The sequence below is a fragment of the Virgibacillus ndiopensis genome, from assembly GCF_900187325.1.
Taxonomy (GTDB): Bacteria; Bacillota; Bacilli; order Bacillales; family Amphibacillaceae; genus Virgibacillus_E; species Virgibacillus_E ndiopensis.
In genome coordinates this window covers 458,816-481,630 of the sequence record NZ_FZMZ01000006.1, presented here as the reverse complement: position 1 = coordinate 481,630, position 22,815 = coordinate 458,816, and the positions used below count along the sequence as shown (strand labels likewise).

The window sequence follows — 22,815 nt, the reverse complement described above, 5'->3', positions numbered from 1 at the left end:
GAATGATAAGTAACACCAAAGGCTAACCCTACAAAACACGATAGACTATAATTCTATTAGAATGAAAGAAGGATTAATTTGTGAATGATAATAAAACAAAGAATTTAACATTATTTGCTTTAACATGGCCAATATTTATTGAAATTATGTTACATATGTTAATGGGAAATGCTGATACGTTAATGCTCAGTCAATATTCGGATAAAGCCGTTGCCGCAGTCGGCGTCTCTAACCAAATTTTATCTGTAGTTATTGTAATGTTTGGTTTTGTTGCGCAAGGTGCCGCGATCCTAGTTGCACAAAATTTAGGGGCAAAGGAAAATAAAAAAGCTGGCGAGATTTCAGTACTATCGATCAGTTTAAATTTATGGTTTTCCTTATTATTAAGTGTAGTTCTATTCAGTTGTGCAAAATGGATCTTACAACTAATGGATTTGCCAAATAATATTATGAGCGAAGCAACGGTCTATATGCAAATAGTTGGTGGACTTATTTTTGTTCAAGCTTTAATCATGACTGCTGGTGCAATTTTACGCAGCTATGGTCATACAAAAGATACGATGGCAGTAACAATTGGTATGAATATTCTTAACGTCATCGGAAACTATTTTGTTATCTTTGGACCATTTGGCTTTCCTGTTTTTGGCGTTGCAGGAGTAGCATTCTCTACTGCAATTAGCCGTTTTATAGGATTTGTCGTCCTTTTATTTTTACTTGTAAAGAGAAGTAAAGGGGAATTGGATTTCAAAAATTTTTTCCGTTACCAGAAAAACCATGTTAAAGGACTGCTTCAAATTGGCATTCCTTCAGCAGGAGAACAGCTTTCGTATAATGCGAGTCAAATGGCAATCACCTATTTTGTGGCACAATTAGGAACGGTTGCAATTACAACAAAAGTTTATGTACAGAATATCATGATGTTTATATTTCTGTTCGCCGTTGCAATAGGTCAAGGTACGCAAATTTTAATCGGTCACATGATTGGTGCAGGTAAAATAGACGATGCTTATAACCGTGGAATTAAAAGTCTTCAAATTTCTATCTTCATTTCACTTTTTATGGCAAGCCTTGTTTATGTATTTGCAGAACCGTTATTAGGAATTTTCACGGATAATAGTACTATTGTTGAAACAGGTTCGTTTTTACTTTTGCTAACTGTTATTTTAGAACCCGGTCGTGCATTTAATTTAGTTGTTATTAATTCTTTACGTGCTGCTGGGGATGTAAAGTTTCCGGTATATATCGGCATTGCTTCGATGTGGGGCATTAGTGTGACATTCGCTTGGTTTTTCGGAATTCATTTGAATCTTGGACTCACTGGGATCTGGATAGCTTTTATTGCAGATGAGTGGTTACGTGGCATTCTTATGTTACGACGATGGAAAGGGAAGCAATGGGTATCCATGAGTTTTGTCGAAAAAAAATCATCTTAGTAAACAAAAATATTGATTTACAATATTGGATATGCTACAACTAACACAGTCAACTTTAAAATTAGAAAGAAAGTGATAGCAATGGGTATTGTCATTGTGGATGTTTGTGACGGTAATGCAATCACTACATTAGATATAGAAGGTATTATCGAGAAAGAATTCCCGGAAGTTGCAGTCATGATGAATGAATGCCTATCCTTTTGTGGGTTATGTGCACTTAAACCATACGCACTCGTGAACGGCAGACGCATCCATGGAAAAACTCCTGAGGAATGTTTAGATAAAATAAGAGTTGCCATAAAAGAAGAACTAGCTGTTTATCAATAACAGCTAGTTCTTCTTTGTTTGGATCGTATTTGGGTGATTTTAGCTTGTATTTTGTTTTATTTAGATCGTATTTTACGAAATCGGATTGTAATTCACTCAAAGTGGATCGTATTTCCATTTTTTAGGCTAGCCTACCTGCCCACCATCAAAATCAACATCTAATCCGTTTACAAACTTGCTTTAAAAATCTCTACTGAATCTTCTCTTGTCAGTTTTTTAAAGTTTCCATATTCTGGACGCGCTACAACGGTTTTATCAGCCATAACCTCAACGGAACTTTCATCAATAGAATAATCGGCAAGTTGTGATGGTGCTCCAATCTCTGACCAGAAATTACGTAATGCTTGAATTCCTTCGATAGCCACGTCACGGTCGTCCTTACCGGAAGCATTAATATCGAATACACGAACAGCGAATTGTTTAAAGCGTTCAACATTTGCATCTAATACGTGCATCATCCAGTACGGGAACAGTATCGCTAAACCTCCACCGTGTGGAATGTCATGCACTGCAGACACCGCATGCTCTAGATTATGTGTAGCCCAGTCACCTTGATAGCCCATGTTTAACATGCCATTTAATGCTAATGTTCCGCTCAACATAACCGTCTCACGATACTCATAATTTTCTGGATCATCCAAGAGCTTCGGTGCTGTTTCCATTACTGTACGCAATATTGATTCGCAAAAACGATCCTGGACAGGGGTGTTGGTTGTTTGGTGGAAATAATGCTCTAAAACGTGAGACATCATGTCAACCATGCCATAAATCGTTTGATCTCGTGGTACTGAGAAAGTATGTGTAGGATCTAAAATCGAGAATTTCGGAAATGTGAACGGTGATCCCCATCCATGTTTTTCATTCAATTCCCAATTAGTAATAACAGATCCTGCATTCATTTCTGATCCTGTAGCTGCAAGTGTTAGTACTGTTCCAAATGGTAGTGCATCTTTTGCATGTTCTTTTTTCGTAACAATGTCCCAAATATCTGTATCTGTTTTTGCTCCGACAGAAATGGCTTTCGTACAATCGATTGTACTACCTCCACCAATTGCTAGAATAAACTCTACACCTTCACGTTTACAAATTTCTACACCTTTTCTTACTGTAGAAACACGTGGATTTGGTTCAACACCAGATAGTTCAAATACTTCTGCATCCATTTCGTCTAACTTATTCAAAACGTTATTATAAATTCCATTGCGCTTAATGCTTCCGCCGCCATATACAAGCAATACTTTCTTGCCATACTGCGCCACCTCGTTTGGAAGCACATCCAGTTGTCCTTTTCCAAAAATCAATTTCGTTGGGTTGTAGTATGTGAAATTATCCATTAAAAGTCCCTCCTGATGATTCGTTTTGCTAAACTACTTCGTGTATACAATTACATCCATTTCCACAAGTACATTTTTAGGTAAACGACTTACTTCAACAGTTGCCCGAGCAGGATATGGCTCTTGTAAATAACTGCCATATATCTCATTAATCGTTGCAAAATCATCCATTGATTTCAAATAAATCGTGAATTTTACGACTTGGGAAAAATCAGTTCCTGCTTCTGTTAAAATTGCTGTAAGATTATTTAGTACTTGTTTAGTTTGCTTCTCAATTCCTTGCTCAACTTCACCTGTACTAGGATTAATTCCAATTTGTCCAGAAACATAAACAAAGTCTCCAGCTCGAATTGCTTGTGAATATGGACCAATTGCTGCTGGGGCATTCTCCGTATGTATTGCTTTTACCATATTGTTTCCTCCTTTTATTAACATGTTCTTTTTTCATCATACCATTCCATCTAATTTAATACAGGTTTCAGCGCTTATGTTCAGACAACTCCTCTTTATACTCCATCACGTCTCGAACATAATAAATATCGCCATAACAGGCATTATATTTCTTTGCCTCTTCACGTAAACATGAATAAATTGACTTGTCAGGGGCAGATTCATACATTTTTTGCGAAAAGTCAATTGCTGCCTCTTGTGTATAATTACCCGATTTTCCTTTAACATAATCAATAAAACCTCTGCCAAAATTATACGATTGAATGGCCAATTCAATATCACCGTCTGCCGCTTCAATCGTTTTGGAAAAATAATAGACACCTTGCTTTATGGAAAGCTCTGGATCTTCAATACATCCAACATGACCGCAATAGCTCTCTGATGATTGCATTGGATCATTCCCTCGCCCACCAGACTCCTGCATCATCATCGCAAGCATGACATCTTCATATTCTGTCACGTGATAGAGACGTGCATATTTATCAACAAGCGGTTCGTATGCAAGTACCTGATCACTTATAAGCGAACGTTCAATTTGATATGGATGTTTATTTTTTTCAAAAGATAAGATTGATAGAATAATAAGGGCACTACATAGAACTACTATAATTATCATCGTTTGTTTGATTGCCCGTTTTGTTTTACGCTTCATCTCTCTCGGCCTTTCATTAAAAGTACACTTTAACTAATTATTCCCATTTCGTTTTGCAAACAATTCCTTCTCACGCCATTTTCCATAACGATAATACATAAAAGCACACAAACTACTAATCACAAAGCTTGCTCCCATTCCAATCGCAATTCCTGTTTCACCAAACCAGTCTGAAAAAATAGCTGTTAGCGGATAGCGAAGTATCCATAAAGAAATAATATTTAATGCAAGTACTTGATACATTGCACCTGAAGCCCGGACAATTCCATTTAGGATAAAATTAATACCTAAAAACGGATAACATAACCCGATAATTTGTAAATATTTCGTACCGAACGCGACAGCTTCCTCGTCCTGAATAAATAGCCGTACACCAAATTCTGCAAAAAAGACTACCAAAATGACTACAATAAGCATGACAGAAAAATTATATATAATCCCATACTTTGCAATTTCCTTTACGCGAGACCAGTTCCTAACGCCAATATTTTGTCCAGCCATACTACTAACCGCGGTACCGAGTGCATGTGCAGGTAACATTAGTAAACTATCTAAACGCTGGGCGGCGCTAAAACCAGCAACAACATTGCCACCAAATGAGGTAACTACACTCATAATAGCCGCGACTCCAGCAGAAATAACCGCCATTTGCAACCCTGATGGAATACCAAGGTTTAAAATCAAACTTACTTCTTGTTTACTAGGAAGCTTAGGAATGCTAAACGGTGCAAGTCTCTTATACAAAATAAAGAAAACCCCATAAAGAAAAGCCGATCCTTGTGCAGTAACGGTTGCATATGCCGCACCATCAACGCCTAAATCAAATCCACTAATATACAATGGATCAAGCACGATATTTAGAATCACTGCAATCATAACAAACCTTAAAGGCGTTTTACTATCACCTAATGCACGAAGCACTGTACTGATGAAGTTATAACCAAACAAAAAGAGTATCCCTAAAAAGTTTATCTGCAAGTACGATTTTGCAACAGCCATCATACTCCCCGGTGTACCTAATAAACGCAATAATGGCTCAGCAAAAATAAACCCAATGATCCCTAATACTACTGAGATACTGGTTAAAATTACAACAAACCCATTCAAGTATCGTTTTAATCCGTCCTCATCGTCCCTACCTTTTTGCTGAGACAAAATCGTCAAAGCGGCATTGTTCAATCCAATTACAAATGACAATATCGTGAATATAATTGTACTCGATACAGCAACAGAGCCAAGTGCATTTGCTCCAAGCAAATTACCAACCCACAAACTATCTGCAAATTGATACGAAGTCTGTAATAGATTTGTTAACATAATAGGTCCCGAAAAAGCAATTAAATGCTTTAGAATATTTCCTTGGGTAAAATCCTGTTGCATTTTCTTCATTCCAAGACAATCCTTCCGTCACTTACATATTCTTTCATTTTATCATGTCTTCTTTAAGAATGCCTTTCATATAATTTAAATAGCATACCATTATCCTATTAATTTTTTGTGGCAACCCGACTATAGTTCTATTAATTTTTAAAATAATCCCAATTATATGGTATTATGAAAACTAGTCCAATTAAAAGGAGATGTTTATTATGATGCAAGTTCCGTTAACAGTAGGTTCCATGTTACAGCATGCAGAAAAATTCTTTACGAAAAAAGAAGTCATCTCACAGACGCATGACAAACTCCACAGACTTACATACGCTGATATTGGTCAGCGCACCCGAAGATTAATGAGTGTATTAGATGAACTGGGTGCGAATAGTGGAGACCGTATCGGCACACTTGCTTGGAATCATCATCGCCATCTAGAAGTCTATTTCGCCGCACCTGGAATTGGAGCAGTTCTACACACAATCAACATTCGCCTATCTCCTGAACACATCATTTACATTATTAATCACGCTGAAGACAAAATTCTTTTCATCGATGAAGATATTATACCTCTTGTGGAAGCAGTACAAGATAAGTTAACAACAGTTGAAGCATTTGTTGTAATGACTGACAAGCCTGAACTCCCAGAATCTAACCTTAAACCGCTTTATTCATACGAAGAATTAATACAAACTGGTGACCCAGCCTATTCATTCGCTACTGATATTGATGAGAACGATCCAGCTGGTATGTGTTATACATCAGCTACAACAGGGAAGCCAAAAGGTGTTGTCTATTCACATCGCGGGATCGTATTACACAGTCTTGCACTCGGCTTAGCCGATTCGGCAGCTATTTCCGAATCAGATGTATCCATGGCTGTTGTTCCTCAATTCCATGTAAATGCATGGGGAACTCCATTTGCCTGTACATGGTTCGGTTCAACACAAGTCATGCCCGGTCCACGTTTCACCCCAAAACGGCTTGCTGAATTTATTGAAAAGTTCAAGGTAACAATCACTGCTGGTGTACCAACGATCTGGTTAGGCTTACTACGAGAACTGGAACAGGGAAGTTATGATACATCAAGTTTACGAGCAGTACTTTGCGGTGGGTCAGCCGCACCAAAAGGACTGATTAAAGCTTTTGAAGAGAAATACAACATTCCATTTTATCATGCATACGGTGCTACAGAAACAACACCACTAGCAACAATTTCCCGCTTAAAAAGTTACCAACAGGATTTAAGCATTGATGAAAAATTGGAAGAACGAGCAAGACAAGGTATCCTAGTTCCAGGTCTTGAAATGAAAGTCCTCGGGAATGATGGAGAAATCGCTTGGGATGGTACGGAAATGGGAGAACTATTGCTACGTGGTCCATGGATAGCCAGTGAGTATTACAAAGATGAACGAACTGAAAATGCCTTTGTTGATGGCTGGTTCCATACAGGAGATGTAGTAACCGTTGACGCGGAAGGTACTATTAAAATCGTCGACCGAACGAAAGATTTGATTAAAAGTGGCGGTGAATGGATTTCCTCGGTTGATATCGAAAACGCCATCATGGCTCATGAATCTGTTTTTGAAGCAAGTGTTGTTGCAATTCCAGATCCAGAATGGCAAGAACGCCCTATCGCATGTGTTGTATTGCATGAAGGAATTAAAGATACCGTAAGAAAAGAAGATTTACTAGAATTTATAAGACCTCAATTCGCCAAATGGTGGCTACCTGATGATATACTGTTCTTCGATGAAATTCCGAAGACATCGGTAGGAAAGTTTTTAAAGCGGGAATTACGTGAGCAAGTTAAGGCACATTATAATATGCAAGAATAAGTGATATGAATGAAGACCAGCCAGTAATTATGGTTGGTCTTTATATATGGACTAACTCCTCGCAGCTATCTTTCTGTTTTCTCAGGAATATATTTTAGCTCTCTACTTGATATTTCAACTTCTCATTCAGATTTATGTTTACTTCCATCCATCAATCCTCGGACAATCTCTACAGCTGTTTCTTCCTTTGTAATCCCTCCTATACCTTGACCAGCCCACAATGATTGAAAGTCTGCCATTTCGAATTTTTTTCCGGCACTACGAATATCTTTTGTCAATTGATTTTGCACCGGAAATGGCAGTGGATCAACTCGACTAGTTTCAACTTCATCTATAAACCTATTAAAAATTGCCCGGGCAGGTCTTCCCGAAAACACCTTCGTAATTACCGTATCCTCTGCACCAGCTTTCATTAACGCACGACGATAAGCATCATTTGTTCCTGCTTCTTTCGCCACTAAAAATCGAGTACCTACTTGGACACCTACTCCCATAGACAGAAGTACCTCAACCTGTTCCTGCGAAGTAATACCACCAGCAGCAACCACTGGAACAGAAACATTATCTAAAAAATCTCGAACAAGTGAGAATAACCCAATGTTACATCCTTCTTTATACGTAACCACATCAAACGTTCCCCTATGTCCACCAGCTTCAGACCCTTGCGCTACAATGATATCGTATCCAGCATCAACGAGCTGACATGCTTCATCTAAATTAGTTGCCATTCCAATCAGTGTAACTCCATTCTTTTTGAGTCGCTCAATTAATACCGTTGATAACACACCAAATGCTGTGCTGACAATCGGAATCTTCTCATCCAGTATGACAGATACTTTCTCCTGCAAATAATCTATCACTTTAACAGAATCCTGAATAACATCAATGTCTAGTTCATTTCTGAATCTATTTAACAGTCGCTGCATGTCAGTAATATCCTTAGAGAACGCTTCCAGGTTTGTCGCAAATAAATTAACTGCAAATGGTTTTTCCGTTAATTTTCTAGTTTGCTGAATTTCTTCCTTTAATGCGGATGCACTCATATAACCTGCACCAATTGTACCTAATGCTCCTGAATTAGCGACGGCAGCAACCAATTCGGGTGTTGTAATTCCCCCAGCCATCCCAGCCTGAATAATAGGAATTCTTACCCGCAATTGTTCCGTTAATTTTTTCATGAATATCCCTCCATCACGGTCATTATTAACCCAAGCATATCATAAGATTTACATCAATTTACAATAGTCTAGTTTAAAATACTTAAAAACTGAAATTTTTTAAAACTTTCCTCACTTTCCTTCTTGACAATATTAAGAAAATTCCGTATTATGATAGAGATTAACGAACAGCGTCGTTATATGTATCGGTAATTAAAAAAAGTCTGAATATACTATTAAATAATTAGCTCCTTTCGCATAGTTTGTTGCTATTTATAGAAATTGCGACGTAGGTTGAACTGATGGTTAGACTGCCATTCCGGAAATACATTTCGCTTTCCGCGGGCTCACGATGAGCCGTGAGAAACCTACTCACTGCGGGGTCTCATCGTCTTCGCTTTCCCGCAGGAATCTACATGTATTTCCTCCACTGAGGGTCTGCTATGTATTTTTATTTCATCTATGAGAAATAGAAAGGAATATGTCCTCCGACAAGCAGCCCGTATACACGTAGACCCCTGGGGGATGAGAGGCATCGATGAGACCCCGGAGTGCGTAGCACGAGGAGGCTCTCCAGCCACCCTGGAAAGCGGAGTGTATAAGGGCTGCGGGGCAGAAAAATACAAAAAATATGAAATCAACACGGCACTTACGCCGCATTTTATATCAACTATTGGATAAGATTCAGTATGTGAAAAAGCAACAGTCTTCTAGTATACAGCCAATACACTAAAAATATATATAGATAGAAATATAAAGGGGGATTTTTTCCAAATATAATTGGATCACTATCACTTTCATTAAAGGGCGGAAAAATCATGAATTTCAACCAATTAGAATCTACTATCCATAGTCTTGTGAACAAAGTAATGGATCATTTTTCTATTTTCATCCGAACGGCAGACGGCAATATTACTATTAATGCACATGAACCAAGAAAAGCGGCCAGTGTTATCAAGTTTCCTATGCTTATCGAAGCTTTCCGACAAATAGAAAACAAGACCTTAAACCCCGATGCTTTGGTCTATATAGAGAATACAATGAGGGTTGGTGGCGCAGGTATCATCAGCTATTTAACCAATTTAAATATATATAGTTATAAAAATTTATTAGAATTAATGATTATCGTTTCAGACAATACTGCAGCGAATATAATACTCGATAAAATTGGCAGTCAAAACGTTAATACTCTATCGACTAGACTCAAATGTATGGAAACCTATATTGGAAGAAAATTTATGGATCAAAAGGCACAAATGAATGGGATTGAAAATTACACAAGTGCAGTTGATATGGTCCATTACCTTGAATTAATAGCCAAGCCAAACGTGATAATTAGTGAGAATAGTAGAATGCAAATATTGGATATACTCTCCCATCAACAATTCAAGGATAAGCTACCGTACTATTTGCTTGATGATGATAATATAGACATTTTTCATAAAACAGGGGAACTTCCGGGAATTGAGCATGATGTAGCACTATTAAATTATAAAGAACAAACTGTTTACGCTGTCATTTTAACTGAAGGCTTTGAAAATAATGCTCATGGCAAAAAATATATTTCTGAAATCGGTAAATATTTAATCGAATACATAAAGTACTGACATTAATTTATTTAGGAGGTTTTATGGTGAAAATCAAGATTGCTATATTCGGCAGAAAGGAATTAATTAGCCGAGTGAATCATTATGTGGAAGACCAAGATGATATAGAACTTGTTCCATTTATTTATACAAAAACAAAGGAAACAATAGAGCTTATGGAAACAGCTTTTATGTGTGACATTTATTTGTTTGCTGGTGCACTTCCATATTTATATGCTAAAGAAAAAATTGATAAGAAGCGTCTGCCAGCAGTACAAATTGCATTTGATGAGTATATGATACTGACTTCTTTTTATCGATTAAAAAACAAGCACAACCAGGCTTTGGATCGTATTTCAATTGATGTCCTAGAAAGTGCTCATGTAGACAAAGTAATAAATGAACTGGATATGCAAAACCATACAATCTATACATATAGTTATGGAGATGATGTGTTTTTAGATATTGATCGTATTGTAGAACACCATCAAAGCCTTTGGGACAAAGGTAAAATTGACTATGTACTGACTTCCATTGAAGAGGTTGAACTACGTTTAAAGGAAAATGGCATCCCAACGAGTTGTATGCAAATTCCCCAAATTAATATTGAACGGGCTATTGAACGGGCTAAGGCAATCGCTAAATTAAACCACAGTAAGAGTGCACAAATTGTTTCTGGTTTTGTAAAAATTAAGCATTTTGATTCCATCATTTCAAGTAAGGGTGAACTTGCTTCACAGGAGCTGTTACTTAAATTACACCAAATTTTACTTAAATTCGGTCATAAAACCTATTCATCCGTTCTAACTAGTGGTGATAACCAGTTCGTTTTGTTTGGTACACGTGGTATTTTAAACCATATTACAAATCATTACCGGGATTTTCCACTTTTACAGGAAATCGAGCGTTCCTTACATATCTCTGTTGATATTGGATTCGGTTTAGGCTTAACAGCAAAACAAGCAGAAGATAATGCGAAACTGGCACTTGAGGCATGTAATCGAACCGAAAGTGGTAACTGCTATATTGTGAACGAGCGCCAAGAAACAATTGGACCACTTGGGGTAGAGAAACACTTTGATACGTCACAACTGTACCACGCACTTATTCATAAAGCTAATTTAAACAATGAATTATCGTATAACTTTATCGATTTTATTAAGCTTCGTAACAATGAACCATTTTCAGCGAATGATATCGCTAATTATTATCGTGTTACCAAGCGCAGTGCAGAACGAACCGTTTATAAGCTACTATCAGGTGATGTCATTAAGGTTGTAGGTGAGGAAAAGCCTTATCAAAAAGGACGTCCGAGGAAGTTATTCCAAATATCAGTATGAACGTAATAGGCAGAAGCAAGAAGTTTAGATGAAGGCATCGAGAAGTCAATGGATTTCTTCATCTAAGCTGTTTTTAATTTTCCCCTTATAACCCCAACAAAAAATACCCCTAGATCAGGGATATTCTTATGTTAACTCCTATTATCAAATAAAAAATTCATGATACTTTCAAAAATAGAAACATCGTCTGTTACTAAAAATACTGGTAGGAGTAAAATTGCAAGTATGACTGCTACGTTCGCAACGATAAACTTGCTGAAGCCTTTAAAAACTTTCTTCACTGTGAACTACCCCTTTCTGAAAGTACAGAATATATTTTATATTACATACTAATTCTATACCTGTTACACTTAAATCGCAATCAAAATTAGGGTAGATCACAAACTTAACAATTCCCTCACGTCTTCCTCCGTTAAACTTGACAGCATCGTCTCTCCCGGCTGGATGACTTGATCAATCAATTCTCGTTTTCGTTGTTGAAGTTCATAAATTTTCTCTTCAATTGTCCCCTCTGTGACGAGCCGAATAACTTGAACTACATTCTTTTGGCCGAAACGGTGTGCCCTTCCCGTTGCTTGATCTTCAACTGCCGGATTCCACCATAAGTCATATAAAATAACCGTGTCTGCTCCTGTTAAATTAAGTCCTGTACCACCTGCTCTAAGTGAAATAAGGAATACACTTTTCTCACCATTGTTAAATCGTTCACTCATTTGCACACGTTCCTGTGAAGGTGTTGAACCATTTAAATAGAAATAATCAATACCCTCTTCCTCAAGTTTGCTAATTATAATCTCGTGCATGCTTGTAAATTGAGAAAAGATCAACATTCGTTTACCACTTTCAACAGCATTACGAACAGTTTCTAATAGCTGTTCTAATTTGCCAGACTTACCCTCATAATTCTCAATGAACAATGACGGATGACAACAAATTTGCCGCAGCCTTGTCAAGCCGGCCAAAATCTTCATCCTGTTTTTATTAAACTCACTATCCTTCATCGATTGCGCCGCTTCCTGCTGTAATTCACGTAAATATCCTACATACAATTCCTTTTGCGATTTTGTTAATTCAGATACGTGAACGGATTCAATCTTATCCGGAAGCTCTTTTAATACATCCTGTTTGATACGGCGTAAAATAAAAGGCTTTGTCAATGCCGCTATTTTTTCATGTGCTAATTGCCTAAAATTTCGTTGATCAGGCATAAGTCCAGGCAAAATCACCTGAAAAATTGCCCATAATTCATCAATCGAATTTTCAATAGGTGTCCCACTTAATGCAAACCGCTTTTCGGCTTTGATCTCACGTATCGCTCGAGAAGTTTTCGTTGCATAGTTTTTAATATACTGCGCCTCATCTAAGATCAATGTATGAAACACCAAACCATCATATAGTTCAATATCCTGTCGTAATGTCGCATATGATGTGATCCAAACATCCATATCTGTCAATTCTCGAATTTTCTCCTGCCTTTCTAATGGTGTTCCCGTTAGAATTGCCACCTGTAAATTTGGCGCAAATTTTTCACATTCATTTTTCCAATTATATAAAACTGATGATGGTGCAACGATTAAGTGCGGTTTATCATTTTGTTCAGAAAGCATGTAGGCAATGGACTGTAACGTTTTCCCTAGTCCCATGTCATCAGCCAAAATACCACCTAAATGATAAGCACTCAATGACTTAAACCATTGGTACCCGGTCTTTTGATAATTCCTTAGTGTTGCGTTTAGCCCATCTGGTAATGGATAGACCTGTTCCTCTGGCGATTTTAATTGATGTAGAAGCTTTCGAAACGAAGGATCGTATTCTTTCTTCGTATCTATTAACTCATCGATTTGCGCTCCACGATAAACTGGCATTTGTACATTTCCATCATTCATGTCAGATTTCGCAATATCTAAGTCATGGAAAAATTGCTTGATGGAAGTAAACTCTTCACCTTCTAATGAAAGAAGCGCACCACTTTGCAATCGGTAATACCGCTTCCTTTCCATAACCGCGTTAAGCACCTGATTGATTTCTGAATCAGCAATACCATCGATATTAAAGCCAATTTCTAACAAATTAGACGATGACTCTAATCGTACGCTTGTTGACGGAATCGGTTCATTTTCTACAATAAAGCTGCGAATTTCTGATGTTAGAAATAACTCAACATAGGAATCCAATAGCGGTAACGTATCATTTAAAAACTCATATAGCTCATCCTCATCCGCTTCGATATATAAATCCTTCCCATTATAATGAAAATTTGCATGCTCAATTAACCGCATTATTTGCTGCTCTTTGGCAACATCACGAATAATGATGACATCATCCTTTTCCCTTCCGTTAAATGGATCAATCTGGTAATCACCATAATGATACTCTAATCTACCAACAATCCAATCAGCTTTGACATCAAGATAAAGTTTTGCCTGCAAAGATACTTGAATAATTTCAGCTGCCACTTTCTCTGATATTTGTACATCGCCGACTTTTTTTAAGGAAGGAAGCACTTCTGAAATGAACACATCTGCTTGTTTATCTGAGATAGGCAATTGCTTACTTTCCATCCCTAGTTGACTAATTTGTTCGATAATCGGAATTTGTTCCTTTGTTGGAAAATAGAATGTGCCTAACGAAAATAACATGCGATAGGATTGGAAATAAACCATCGAAATCATTTCATTTGTTAAAACAAGTTCATTCTTCTCATTTTTCGTTAAGGCAAATTGGTATGGCAAGCTGTCATCGACAATGTCAACCTTATTAAAGCTTTTCCCTTCCGATTCTACCGTAAAATCACGTGAGACTAACTTCTCTAACAACGTTTTAACTAGTAGTGGCGGAATGACAATTGCTCGATCTTCGGAAAATTGGCCTCGAAAATGAGTTAAAATCTGATCATGGTATATCTGCTCATTTTGAAGAATGGAATATAACAGTTCAAAAACATCAATATCCTGCTTTAAAAAATAATGATTATCCGGACTATAAGTGAAGGTTTTCGTAAAGTAATGCTCTTGTCCTGTTAGTACATCCTTTAAAAAAGAATGTGCATCCTTTACAACAAAACATCTTTTTTCACCGGTTTTCAACTCAATTAATAATTTCCGATCATATGACCATTTGCAATAATATTCAACATGCATTGGTATTTTTTGCGGTAAAATTTCGGTTGTATCCTGGTGCTGCCCAATAGCTGTCATGGAATCAATTAATCGTTTCGTAGTTTGATAGTCAAAGGCGGTATCAATCGGATAATCTTCTTGTTCCTTTCTCGCAATTCCAATTAGTGTAGCAACAATATGCTTACACGAACGATACGTGTCAAAAGCAGGACAATCACAATATGCATCAATGGTCCCTTTTGATAAATCCTTCATATTAATTTCTACAAAATAACTTTCCGAACCATGAACAGTAGCCGTCCAAACATTGTAATTTATATCATATAGGAGATCGCTAACTCGACCATCCTTGTAATAGTCTAACCCACGTTTATATACGATAGATGGAAACAATTTTTTTAGATTTGCATCACGAATGCTTTTCAAAATACTTAAACCCTACCTTCTATCTTCTCTATTTCTTCTATTTTAAACGAGTCTAGCATCTTTTTAAACTATATTCCTTTAGGCTGTATGCTAAGTAATTGTTGTATTCAACTATTTTATCATGTATTGATTATGCTGTGATTAGTTGACAATATACGTAATCTCCTGCGAGAAAAGCAAAATAAATATCAACTGCGGTCTCCATAGCAGAAAACAACCTTCATTTTAATAGGATTGGAAAATACACTGTAAAATATACTAGTTATCATGAATAATAACGCTTTTTCTAACCTTACAAAACTGTAAGGATACTGAAAGGTAAACAAATACTAGATTGATGCTGAAGAGGGTACACTAGCAATAGATTAGAAATTGGAGGTATTCATGATGAATCAAACTGTCGTAAATGTTAAAGACATTCATAAAGTATTTGGAAAACGATCTGAAAACCAATACCACGCACTAAATGGCGTTACTTTTGATATTAAAGCTGGTGAATTTGTTGGGATTATGGGGCCGTCTGGAGCCGGTAAAACCACACTATTAAATGTGATATCGACATTGGACAAACCAACAGATGGAACAATCGAAATTGCGGGTACAAACATTACGTCAATGAAACAAAGACAATTAGCCGACTTTCGTTCTGAGCAACTAGGCTTTATATTTCAGGACTTTAACTTGCTGGAGAACCTAACAATCTATGAAAATATCGCCTTACCGTTATCATTACAAGGGGTTCCATCACGAAAAATTAAACCAAGTGTTGTTGAAGTAGCAAAGAAACTTGGAATCGAAACTATTTTAGAAAAATATCCTGTTACCGTTTCAGGTGGACAAAAACAACGTGCCGCTGCAGCTAGAGCATTGGTTCATGAACCAGCAATTATTTTAGCAGATGAACCGACCGGTGCGCTTGATTCCAAGAGTGCAAAAAGTTTGATGGAAGCAATGGTACATTTAAACGAAAATCATGATGTATCTATTATGATGGTGACACATGATCCACTAAGTGCAAGCTATTGTGAACGTATTTTGTTTATCCATGATGGTGCCTTATATAAAGAAATTCATCGTAATGGTTCAAGAAGCGAATTCCACCATCAAATTCTTGATGTATTGGCAGATTTTGCAGAGTAGAAAGGAGGAATTCATATGTTATTAAAATTATCTTTTTCAAGCATGCGTAAACGATTTAAAGATTATCTCGTTCTATTGTTCGGTCTAACGATTTCCATAGCAATTTTCTATATGTTTGAAACACTCGCACAAAATAAAACTTTTATTGAAGCAAATGGGATGATTAGCTCAATTGTATTCGTCTTTCATGTCGGAACGTTTATCTTAGGAGCCATTACAATATTTTATATATTTTATGCAACCTCGTTTATGCTTACATTACGGCAAAAGGAAATGGGTATGTACATGACCCTAGGTGCTAAAAAGCATAAAATCACACAGCTCATGTTCTTTGAAACCTTTTTTATTGGCCTTATTTCGTTGCTAGTTGGTCTCATTGTTGGGTTCGGATTAGCGAAAGGCATTGCCGAGCTTTTCATGTGGCAATTGGATTTTAATGGAGAAGGATTCCAGGCTTTCTACCTTTCTTCCATTATTACAACGGTGATATTTTATGTCATTTTATTTTTATTGACTTCCATTGTAAATGCTTGGAAAATCAGCCGAAAAAGCGTACTTTCCTTACTTCATGCTGAACAAAAACAGGATTTCGTAAAAACAAAAGGCAGCAAAACGTTTTTTGGTGTTCTGTTTGCCATCATATTAATTGGAATTGGATATTATGCCATGATTAACATAGCCAAATTAATGCAGGCTGGAGTAATTTTAGCTGCTGTAACAATTATTATCGGAACGTATTTAATATTTATCGCGTTCCTTCCTTATTTTGTGAAAAAGCTAAAGCAAAACCGTACCCTTAATGAAAAAGGGATTAACTCATTCACACTTGGTCAATTACGTTTTCGAATGCTGAATTTAACGAAGGTACTTGGAACAGTCGCGATGCTAGTTGCATTAGGACTAGGTGCAATGACAGCAGGAATATCTTTCTATCATAATATCGAAAAGCAAGCATCAGCGTTTCATGCTAACGATGTAATCATTCACCAGCCAAGTAAGGAAGATACCGAGGCATTAGCAGAAATGAATGTCACAGAAAAAAATGTTTATCATTACAAGATAGATGATCAAGGGATTTATTTCCTTAAAAAGGATTTAACAGACAATCCACCGTTAATTAAGTATTCTAAGGAGACATTTGAATTACCAGAAACTACTCGTGTTTCACAGGCCTTACCTAAAGATAAATATGTGTTAGGTCAAAATGATAATATAGCTAGCTTACCAGAATTTTGGACTACTGCAATTAGCATGGAAATCAATGCCAGCTATCAGCAATTCGGAGCAAAAGATGTTTATGTTTATGGGTCTGCTGGATATCAAGAAATTGATGCTACTGAACAACAAGTTATTTTAGCAACTGTTGACGATTTCACAGATTATCTCCCACAACTGAAAACAATCAATACTAATCAGCTTAAGCTTGCCGAAACGTATCGAGAAGAAACGGTTGAAAATATAGGCACTAAATACAGCAATTATGTAGCATTCAAAGCAGTAGCAAGCGGAACAATATTTATGGGATTCTTCCTGGGAGTAGCATTTTTAATGATGATGGCAAGTGTATTAATGTTCAAACTGCTATCAAGCGCTGCCGCAGACACACACCGTTACAGTATGTTGCGAAAAATAGGTGTCAGAAAATCGTTACTGGTTAAATCCATTTACCGGGAATTATTCTTACTTTTCTTATTCCCAGCATTGGTCGGACTCGTCCACGTAATTGTGGGTATGCAAATGTTTTCGTTCATTATTATTGAACCATATACGAAAATTTGGATACCAATCAGCATTTTCATCATAATCTATGGTATTTATTATTGGGTTACGGTGCAAATGTATAAACGGATTGTGTTGCCTAAAGAGGTGTAATTGAAAAAGAGGTTGGGACATAAGTGTTTTATCAAAGAAAAATCCGAACAACTATGAAATTATAGTTGGTGCAACTAACTTGCTTCGGAAATATACTTCGCTTTCCGCGGGCGGCTGGTGAGCCTCCTTGTGCTAACGCACTTCGGGGTATCACCGATGCCTTTCCTCCCGCTGGGTTCTACGTATATTTCCTCCGCTAAATTGTACATTGTTCGTATTTAGAATTGATTATTTTACTTTTGTCCCTGCCTCTTTTTCTTCTCTTATGCATGTACACTTTTTCGAGCTTTTACTAATAGGATCAAATACAATAAAATCGATACCATTACAGATCCAGCTGCTGTTGCGTAAATCACACTGTAATCAAACATAAATGCTAGCTGGCCAAACGCAATAGCTCCAACACCGACACCTAAATCAAAAAATGAAAAGAACGTTGCATTTGCCATCCCTTTTCGATTGTCTGGCGCTTTATCAACTGACCACGCTTGTAATGCTGGCTGTACACTACCAAATCCAAGTCCATACAACGCAGCAGCAACAAGCATAACAAACATATTTGGTAACCAGGATAGCAAAATCATCGCGATAAAGATTGCAACCGTACCTGGAAGAAATACGTACTGATGACCCTTCATATCATAAATCTTTCCGGCAAACGTTCTAGAAATCATCAAAAATAACGCGTATACAAGGAAATATAGTTCAATTCCATTGATACCCTTTTCAGCTGCATACAATGGAAGAAATGAAGCTATCCCACCGAACGTTACGGTAATAAAAAACAACAATACTGCTGGCTGTAAAGCAGTTTTTTCAAAAATATCGAATTTAACGGAGACCGTTTTATTCGGTGATTGTTCCACTTTTTTATAACGAATTTTTGTCGATAGCAGAAATGCCACAAATCCTAGTGCGCCACAAATTAAAAAGAGTTGTGTAAAGGAAATCACACCAACAAGTGTTAACCCCAGTGTGGGACCAAACGCTAGTGCCAGATTACCAGATAAACCGAAATAGCCCATTCCCTCTCCACGGCGTTTAGGGGGGATGATGTCCGTTGCGATTGTTCCAGTTGCCGTAGTTGAAAACCCCCAACCAACACCTTGAACCACACGCATGATAAATAAAAAGACAATACTTGTAATGAACGCAAAGGACCCAACAGACACTACAAAAATCGCAAGCCCAACCATATAAACAAATTGTCTACCTTTTGATTCTAAAGAATGACCCGCATATGGTCTAAGTAATAATGCAGAAAACGTAAAAATACCTACAATTATACCGATTAATTGATCACTTCCACCCAATTCCTCTACGAAAAGCGGAAGGGTTGGCAATGTCATTTGAAACCCAAGAAATATAAAAAAATTAGCCAGACAAACAAGGACAAAATCGCGCGTCCAAATTTTATCTGGATTAGTTGCTTGTTGCGTATTTGATTGTGTACTCATGCAAGACGCCCTTTCCTTCGATACTCGAAATATATTATACATGAGTGTAGAATAAATTGGAATGGTATATTTGATTTAAATAGACTACAGTTAGTATATTTAAGAAGTTTTTGGGTCTTTTTTTTATCCCGCCTTAACGGGCAGTACCCCCCACTGAATGAAGTTTCACTTTATTGATCATTATCATGACCAAACTAGCAATGCAATCAATAAGGTGCCAAAATTAAATAACACCATCAACATTTCATACATATTCATTGGCATCACCCCCTTATTCAAAAAAGGATTAGCCGACCGACCCTAAAAGAACATTATCTTTGCTCATTATAACATCCACCTCTAACAAAAGGAGCAAGCGTTCGCATTATTTACAAACGCTTCAACGAAATAGCCTTCCGCATATTTTGTAATGCCTCTTTCCCATTCTCTTTTCTAGCGATCATGACATTTGTATACAATGCGTCAATAATACTTAGTTGTCCGATCCTTGATGATAGTGCCTCTGAACGGAAATCTGTTTCTTCCGCGATCGTATATAATGAAATATCTGCTTCCTTTGTCAAAGGTGACTTCGCGAAATTTGTTATGGCGATTGTCTTAACACCTTTTTCTTTTAAAACCTGCAAAACGTCCAGCATGTCTTTTGTAGAGCCAGAGTGCGAAATCAATACTGCAACATCTTCATCTGTTAATTGAGATGCAGACATAAGCTGCATGTGGGAATCAAGATTAGAATTTACTTGAATACCACTGCGAATAAATTTATGGAAGGCATCTAATGCGACAAGGGCCGACCCACCATTTCCATAAAATTCAACTTTTTCAGCCCCTAATATCATCTCAACCGCTTGTTCAATTGCATTTGCATCTATAATGTGCAAGGTATCCTCGATTGTTTTCATGTTCGACCGAAATACTTTTTCAGAAACGGTCCCAATACTATCCCCTTCGTTAATTTTTTCATGAATATCTTTCATTGGTGTAACAATCTCAGCGGCAAGTGAAATTTTCAATGCTTGATAGCCTTTAAAGCCAATTCGCTGACAAAATCGAAACACTGTTGATTCCGCAACTCCCAAGTCATCTGACACCTGATTGATTGTATGGTGAATGATATTTTGGGGATTATGTAAAATGTAATCAGCAATTTTCTTTTCTTTCGTACTAAATTTACCGTAATTACTTCGGATGCTTGCTAAACCGTGTTGCTTCTCGTTAACCATTGGCAGTTTCCCCTTATACTTATTGTCTATAGCTTTATTATATATGAAAAAAATTCTTTTAAAAACATTGTAAACGGAAAAATATTTGATATAATGATAATCAAATGAAAAAATATTCTTCTATAAAGAGGAGGACATCATGAGAATAGGTATGGTTGGCCTAGGAAAAATGGGTCTAAACTTAGCATTAAACTTAATGGACCACGACCACGAAGTCGTTGGTTACGATAATAATTTAGCTACTGCTGAAAGCGTTAGCAATAATAACTTTACATTTTCAAACTCCATAGAAGACCTTGTAAAAAGTCTTCCGAAGCCTAGAACAGTATGGTTGATGGTTCCAGCTGGTGATATCACGGAATCAGTTATCAATGAATTAGTTCCATTACTTGAAGCTGAAGATATGCTAATCGATGGCGGTAATTCAAATTACAAGGATACACTTCGTCGAGGTGATGCTTTAAAGGAAAAGGGAATTTATTTCTTTGATTGCGGCACAAGTGGTGGAACAGACGGGGCAAGAAATGGTGCTTGTACAATGATCGGTGGAGACAAAGAAAAGTTCTCTGAAATTGAGCAACTTTTTAAAGACGTTACCGTAGAAAATGGTTATCTTTACACAGGAAAAACCGGAAGTGGACACTTTTTAAAAATGGTTCACAATGGTATTGAATATGGTATGATGCAATCCATTGCGGAAGGCTTTGAAATCTTAAACAAAAGTGAATTCGATTACGACTATGAAAGCGTCGCTAAAGTTTGGAATAACGGATCCGTTATTCGTTCGTGGCTTATGGAACTGATTGAAAGTGCCTTTTCAAAGGATGCAAAACTTCATGATATACGTGGTGTGATGAATTCATCTGGTGAAGGAAAATGGACTGTTGAAACTGCTCTTGATTTACAAGCTGCTGCACCAGTTATCGCACTTTCATTGATGATGCGTTATCGTTCGCTTGAAGATGATACTTTTTCAGGTAAAGTTGTCGCTGCATTACGGAATGAGTTTGGCGGACACGATGTATTGAAAAAGTAAAATAATGACTTGATGAAGAAGGCAGGATAGACTTTTCAAGTACCGTCTATCCTGCAAACAGATCGTAAATTTAGAAGGTGATGTCAGGAATGGATGTTATTACTTTAGGGGAAACAATGGTATTGCTAACACCTCAAAGTACTGGACTTATGCGTTATGCTAATAGCTTTTCTACAAGAGTGGCGGGTGCAGAATCCAATGTTGCGATTGGATTAGCAAGACTGGGGCATCGTGCAGGATGGATTAGTCGCCTTGGCAATGATGAGTTGGGCAGAAAAGTCCATTCATTTATCCGAGGTGAGGGTGTCGATGTCAGCAGGGTAACTTTTGACGATTCGGCAAACACTGGTCTATTTTTCAAGGAAAAGCTAACTGCTAACGAGTGGAGAGTGAAGTATTATCGCGCCAACTCAGCTGCAAGTCAAATGAAGCTGACGGATTTGGATGAATCGTATATTGAGAAGGCTAAGTATCTGCATGTGACAGGAATTACACCCGCACTTAGTTCGGATTGCTATGAAACCGCTTTAACCGCGATTGATTATGCTAGAAAAAACGGTGTAAAAGTAGTATTCGATCCCAATTTGAGAAGGAAGTTATGGGATGAAGAGAAAGCAAGAAAGGTTCTACTTGAGTTTGTATCGAAAGCCGACATCGTGCTTCCAGGAATTGACGAGGCAACGTTTTTATTCGGTAAATTGGAAGTAGAGGAATTGGCCCACCGCTTTTATGAGCGTGGCGCAGCAACGGTCATCATGAAATTAGGTAAAAATGGTGCATACGTTTTATCGGAAAAAACGGAAGATTATGTAGATGGGTTCCAAGTTTCCCAGGTAGTAGATCCAGTTGGAGCAGGGGATGGGTTTTCAGCAGGAGTGCTTTCCGGGCTAATTGATGGAATAGGATTGAAAGAATCGGTTAGCAGGGGAAATGCTGTCGGAGCAATGGTGACAATGGCTGAAGGTGATGTCGAGGGATTACCTGAGCGAGATAGACTTCAAGACTTTATGAATAGCAAGGTTAGAGATGACGTCGAACGATAAGGAGGTTTTCA

18 protein-coding genes are annotated in these 22,815 nt (G+C 37.3%); 9 read left to right on the top strand and 9 right to left on the bottom strand.

Annotated features, from left to right (window positions below; all coding sequences use genetic code 11):
- Positions 1 to 80: 80 nt before the first annotated feature.
- The gene (locus CS937_RS15000; RefSeq protein WP_099159284.1) at positions 81 to 1,433 is read left to right on the top strand and encodes an MATE family efflux transporter; all 1,353 of its coding nucleotides are present in this window, start codon (positions 81 to 83) and stop codon (positions 1,431 to 1,433) included.
- An 81-nt stretch (positions 1,434 to 1,514) separates the two neighbouring features.
- Positions 1,515 to 1,760: a YuzB family protein gene (locus CS937_RS14995; RefSeq protein ID WP_099159283.1), complete on the top strand. Its 246-nt coding sequence runs from the start codon at positions 1,515 to 1,517 to the stop codon at positions 1,758 to 1,760.
- 167 nt (positions 1,761 to 1,927) lie between these two features.
- Here CS937_RS14995 and CS937_RS14990 read toward each other — a convergent pair whose 3' ends face one another.
- The 4 genes from CS937_RS14990 to CS937_RS14975 all read right to left on the bottom strand — a co-directional run bounded on the left by CS937_RS14990 (position 1,928) and on the right by CS937_RS14975 (position 5,585).
- Positions 1,928 to 3,094, bottom strand: a complete 1,167-nt coding sequence (locus CS937_RS14990; protein ID WP_099159282.1) for an iron-containing alcohol dehydrogenase — start codon at positions 3,092 to 3,094, stop codon at positions 1,928 to 1,930.
- Positions 3,095 to 3,127: 33 nt separating this feature from the next.
- On the bottom strand, positions 3,128 to 3,505 hold the full coding sequence (locus CS937_RS14985) for a RidA family protein (RefSeq protein ID WP_099159281.1): 378 nt from the start codon (positions 3,503 to 3,505) through the stop codon (positions 3,128 to 3,130).
- Positions 3,506 to 3,572: 67 nt separating this feature from the next.
- Positions 3,573 to 4,196, bottom strand: a complete 624-nt coding sequence (locus CS937_RS14980) for a lysozyme family protein (RefSeq protein ID WP_099159280.1) — start codon at positions 4,194 to 4,196, stop codon at positions 3,573 to 3,575.
- A 33-nt stretch (positions 4,197 to 4,229) separates the two neighbouring features.
- Complete coding sequence (locus CS937_RS14975; RefSeq protein ID WP_099159279.1) at positions 4,230 to 5,585, bottom strand: MATE family efflux transporter; 1,356 nt, start codon at positions 5,583 to 5,585, stop codon at positions 4,230 to 4,232.
- 200 nt (positions 5,586 to 5,785) lie between these two features.
- Here CS937_RS14975 and CS937_RS14970 point away from each other — a divergent pair, with 200 nt between their 5' ends.
- Positions 5,786 to 7,405, top strand: a complete 1,620-nt coding sequence (locus tag CS937_RS14970) for a long-chain fatty acid--CoA ligase (RefSeq protein WP_099159278.1) — start codon at positions 5,786 to 5,788, stop codon at positions 7,403 to 7,405.
- Positions 7,406 to 7,527: 122 nt separating this feature from the next.
- Here CS937_RS14970 and CS937_RS14965 read toward each other — a convergent pair whose 3' ends face one another.
- Positions 7,528 to 8,583 carry an NAD(P)H-dependent flavin oxidoreductase gene (locus tag CS937_RS14965; protein ID WP_099159277.1) on the bottom strand — a complete coding sequence of 352 codons (1,056 nt, stop codon included), beginning with the start codon at positions 8,581 to 8,583 and terminating at the stop codon, positions 7,528 to 7,530.
- A gap of 797 nt (positions 8,584 to 9,380) precedes the next feature.
- Here CS937_RS14965 and CS937_RS14960 point away from each other — a divergent pair.
- Together CS937_RS14960 and CS937_RS14955 are read left to right on the top strand one after the other, a co-directional pair.
- Positions 9,381 to 10,169 (top strand): serine hydrolase, encoded by a 789-nt coding sequence (locus CS937_RS14960; RefSeq protein ID WP_099159276.1) that lies wholly within the window; start codon positions 9,381 to 9,383, stop codon positions 10,167 to 10,169.
- 26 nt (positions 10,170 to 10,195) lie between these two features.
- Complete coding sequence (locus tag CS937_RS14955) at positions 10,196 to 11,488, top strand: hypothetical protein (protein WP_099159275.1); 1,293 nt, start codon at positions 10,196 to 10,198, stop codon at positions 11,486 to 11,488.
- Positions 11,489 to 11,619: 131 nt separating this feature from the next.
- Here the strand turns inward: CS937_RS14955 and CS937_RS19545 are convergent, their stop codons facing one another.
- The gene (locus CS937_RS19545) at positions 11,620 to 11,769 is read right to left on the bottom strand and encodes a hypothetical protein (protein ID WP_176555852.1); all 150 of its coding nucleotides are present in this window, start codon (positions 11,767 to 11,769) and stop codon (positions 11,620 to 11,622) included.
- 96 nt (positions 11,770 to 11,865) lie between these two features.
- Positions 11,866 to 15,033 (bottom strand): DEAD/DEAH box helicase, encoded by a 3,168-nt coding sequence (locus tag CS937_RS14950; RefSeq protein ID WP_099159274.1) that lies wholly within the window; start codon positions 15,031 to 15,033, stop codon positions 11,866 to 11,868.
- 387 nt (positions 15,034 to 15,420) lie between these two features.
- Here CS937_RS14950 and CS937_RS14945 point away from each other — a divergent pair, with 387 nt between their 5' ends.
- Both CS937_RS14945 and CS937_RS14940 read left to right on the top strand, forming a co-directional pair.
- Positions 15,421 to 16,173, top strand: a complete 753-nt coding sequence (locus CS937_RS14945; protein WP_099159273.1) for an ABC transporter ATP-binding protein — start codon at positions 15,421 to 15,423, stop codon at positions 16,171 to 16,173.
- A gap of 15 nt (positions 16,174 to 16,188) precedes the next feature.
- On the top strand, positions 16,189 to 18,045 hold the full coding sequence (locus CS937_RS14940; protein ID WP_099159272.1) for an ABC transporter permease: 1,857 nt from the start codon (positions 16,189 to 16,191) through the stop codon (positions 18,043 to 18,045).
- A 263-nt stretch (positions 18,046 to 18,308) separates the two neighbouring features.
- On the opposite strand, the gene CS937_RS14935 is transcribed toward CS937_RS14940, so the two are convergent.
- Together CS937_RS14935 and CS937_RS14930 are read right to left on the bottom strand one after the other, a co-directional pair.
- Positions 18,309 to 19,502: an MFS transporter gene (locus CS937_RS14935; RefSeq protein WP_099159271.1), complete on the bottom strand. Its 1,194-nt coding sequence runs from the start codon at positions 19,500 to 19,502 to the stop codon at positions 18,309 to 18,311.
- A gap of 368 nt (positions 19,503 to 19,870) precedes the next feature.
- Entirely contained in the window at positions 19,871 to 20,725 is an 855-nt protein-coding gene (locus tag CS937_RS14930) for a MurR/RpiR family transcriptional regulator (protein WP_099159270.1), read from the bottom strand.
- Between the two features lie 139 nt (positions 20,726 to 20,864).
- On the opposite strand from CS937_RS14930, the gene gnd reads away from it, so the two are divergent.
- Together gnd and CS937_RS14920 are read left to right on the top strand one after the other, a co-directional pair.
- Entirely contained in the window at positions 20,865 to 21,761 is an 897-nt protein-coding gene (gene gnd, locus CS937_RS14925) for a phosphogluconate dehydrogenase (NAD(+)-dependent, decarboxylating) (protein ID WP_099159269.1), read from the top strand.
- Positions 21,762 to 21,850: 89 nt separating this feature from the next.
- On the top strand, positions 21,851 to 22,804 hold the full coding sequence (locus tag CS937_RS14920) for a sugar kinase (RefSeq protein WP_099159268.1): 954 nt from the start codon (positions 21,851 to 21,853) through the stop codon (positions 22,802 to 22,804).
- Positions 22,805 to 22,815: the final 11 nt, after the last annotated feature.

Bases quoted from the DNA above. Each gene is read 5' to 3' on its own strand.
- CS937_RS14930 (WP_099159270.1), bottom strand. From the start codon at position 20,725: ATGGTTAACGAGAAGCAACACGGTTTAGCAAGCATCCGAAGTAATTAC.
- CS937_RS14985 (WP_099159281.1), bottom strand. From the start codon at position 3,505: ATGGTAAAAGCAATACATACGGAGAATGCCCCAGCAGCAATTGGTCCA.
- CS937_RS14945 (WP_099159273.1), top strand. From the start codon at position 15,421: ATGAATCAAACTGTCGTAAATGTTAAAGACATTCATAAAGTATTTGGA.
- CS937_RS14995 (WP_099159283.1), top strand. From the start codon at position 1,515: ATGGGTATTGTCATTGTGGATGTTTGTGACGGTAATGCAATCACTACA.
- CS937_RS14935 (WP_099159271.1), bottom strand. From the start codon at position 19,502: ATGAGTACACAATCAAATACGCAACAAGCAACTAATCCAGATAAAATT.
- CS937_RS14990 (WP_099159282.1), bottom strand. From the start codon at position 3,094: ATGGATAATTTCACATACTACAACCCAACGAAATTGATTTTTGGAAAA.
- CS937_RS14970 (WP_099159278.1), top strand. From the start codon at position 5,786: ATGATGCAAGTTCCGTTAACAGTAGGTTCCATGTTACAGCATGCAGAA.
- CS937_RS14975 (WP_099159279.1), bottom strand. From the start codon at position 5,585: ATGAAGAAAATGCAACAGGATTTTACCCAAGGAAATATTCTAAAGCAT.
- CS937_RS14960 (WP_099159276.1), top strand. From the start codon at position 9,381: ATGAATTTCAACCAATTAGAATCTACTATCCATAGTCTTGTGAACAAA.
- gnd (WP_099159269.1), top strand. From the start codon at position 20,865: ATGAGAATAGGTATGGTTGGCCTAGGAAAAATGGGTCTAAACTTAGCA.
- CS937_RS14920 (WP_099159268.1), top strand. From the start codon at position 21,851: ATGGATGTTATTACTTTAGGGGAAACAATGGTATTGCTAACACCTCAA.
- CS937_RS14965 (WP_099159277.1), bottom strand. From the start codon at position 8,583: ATGAAAAAATTAACGGAACAATTGCGGGTAAGAATTCCTATTATTCAG.
- CS937_RS14940 (WP_099159272.1), top strand. From the start codon at position 16,189: ATGTTATTAAAATTATCTTTTTCAAGCATGCGTAAACGATTTAAAGAT.
- CS937_RS14980 (WP_099159280.1), bottom strand. From the start codon at position 4,196: ATGAAGCGTAAAACAAAACGGGCAATCAAACAAACGATGATAATTATA.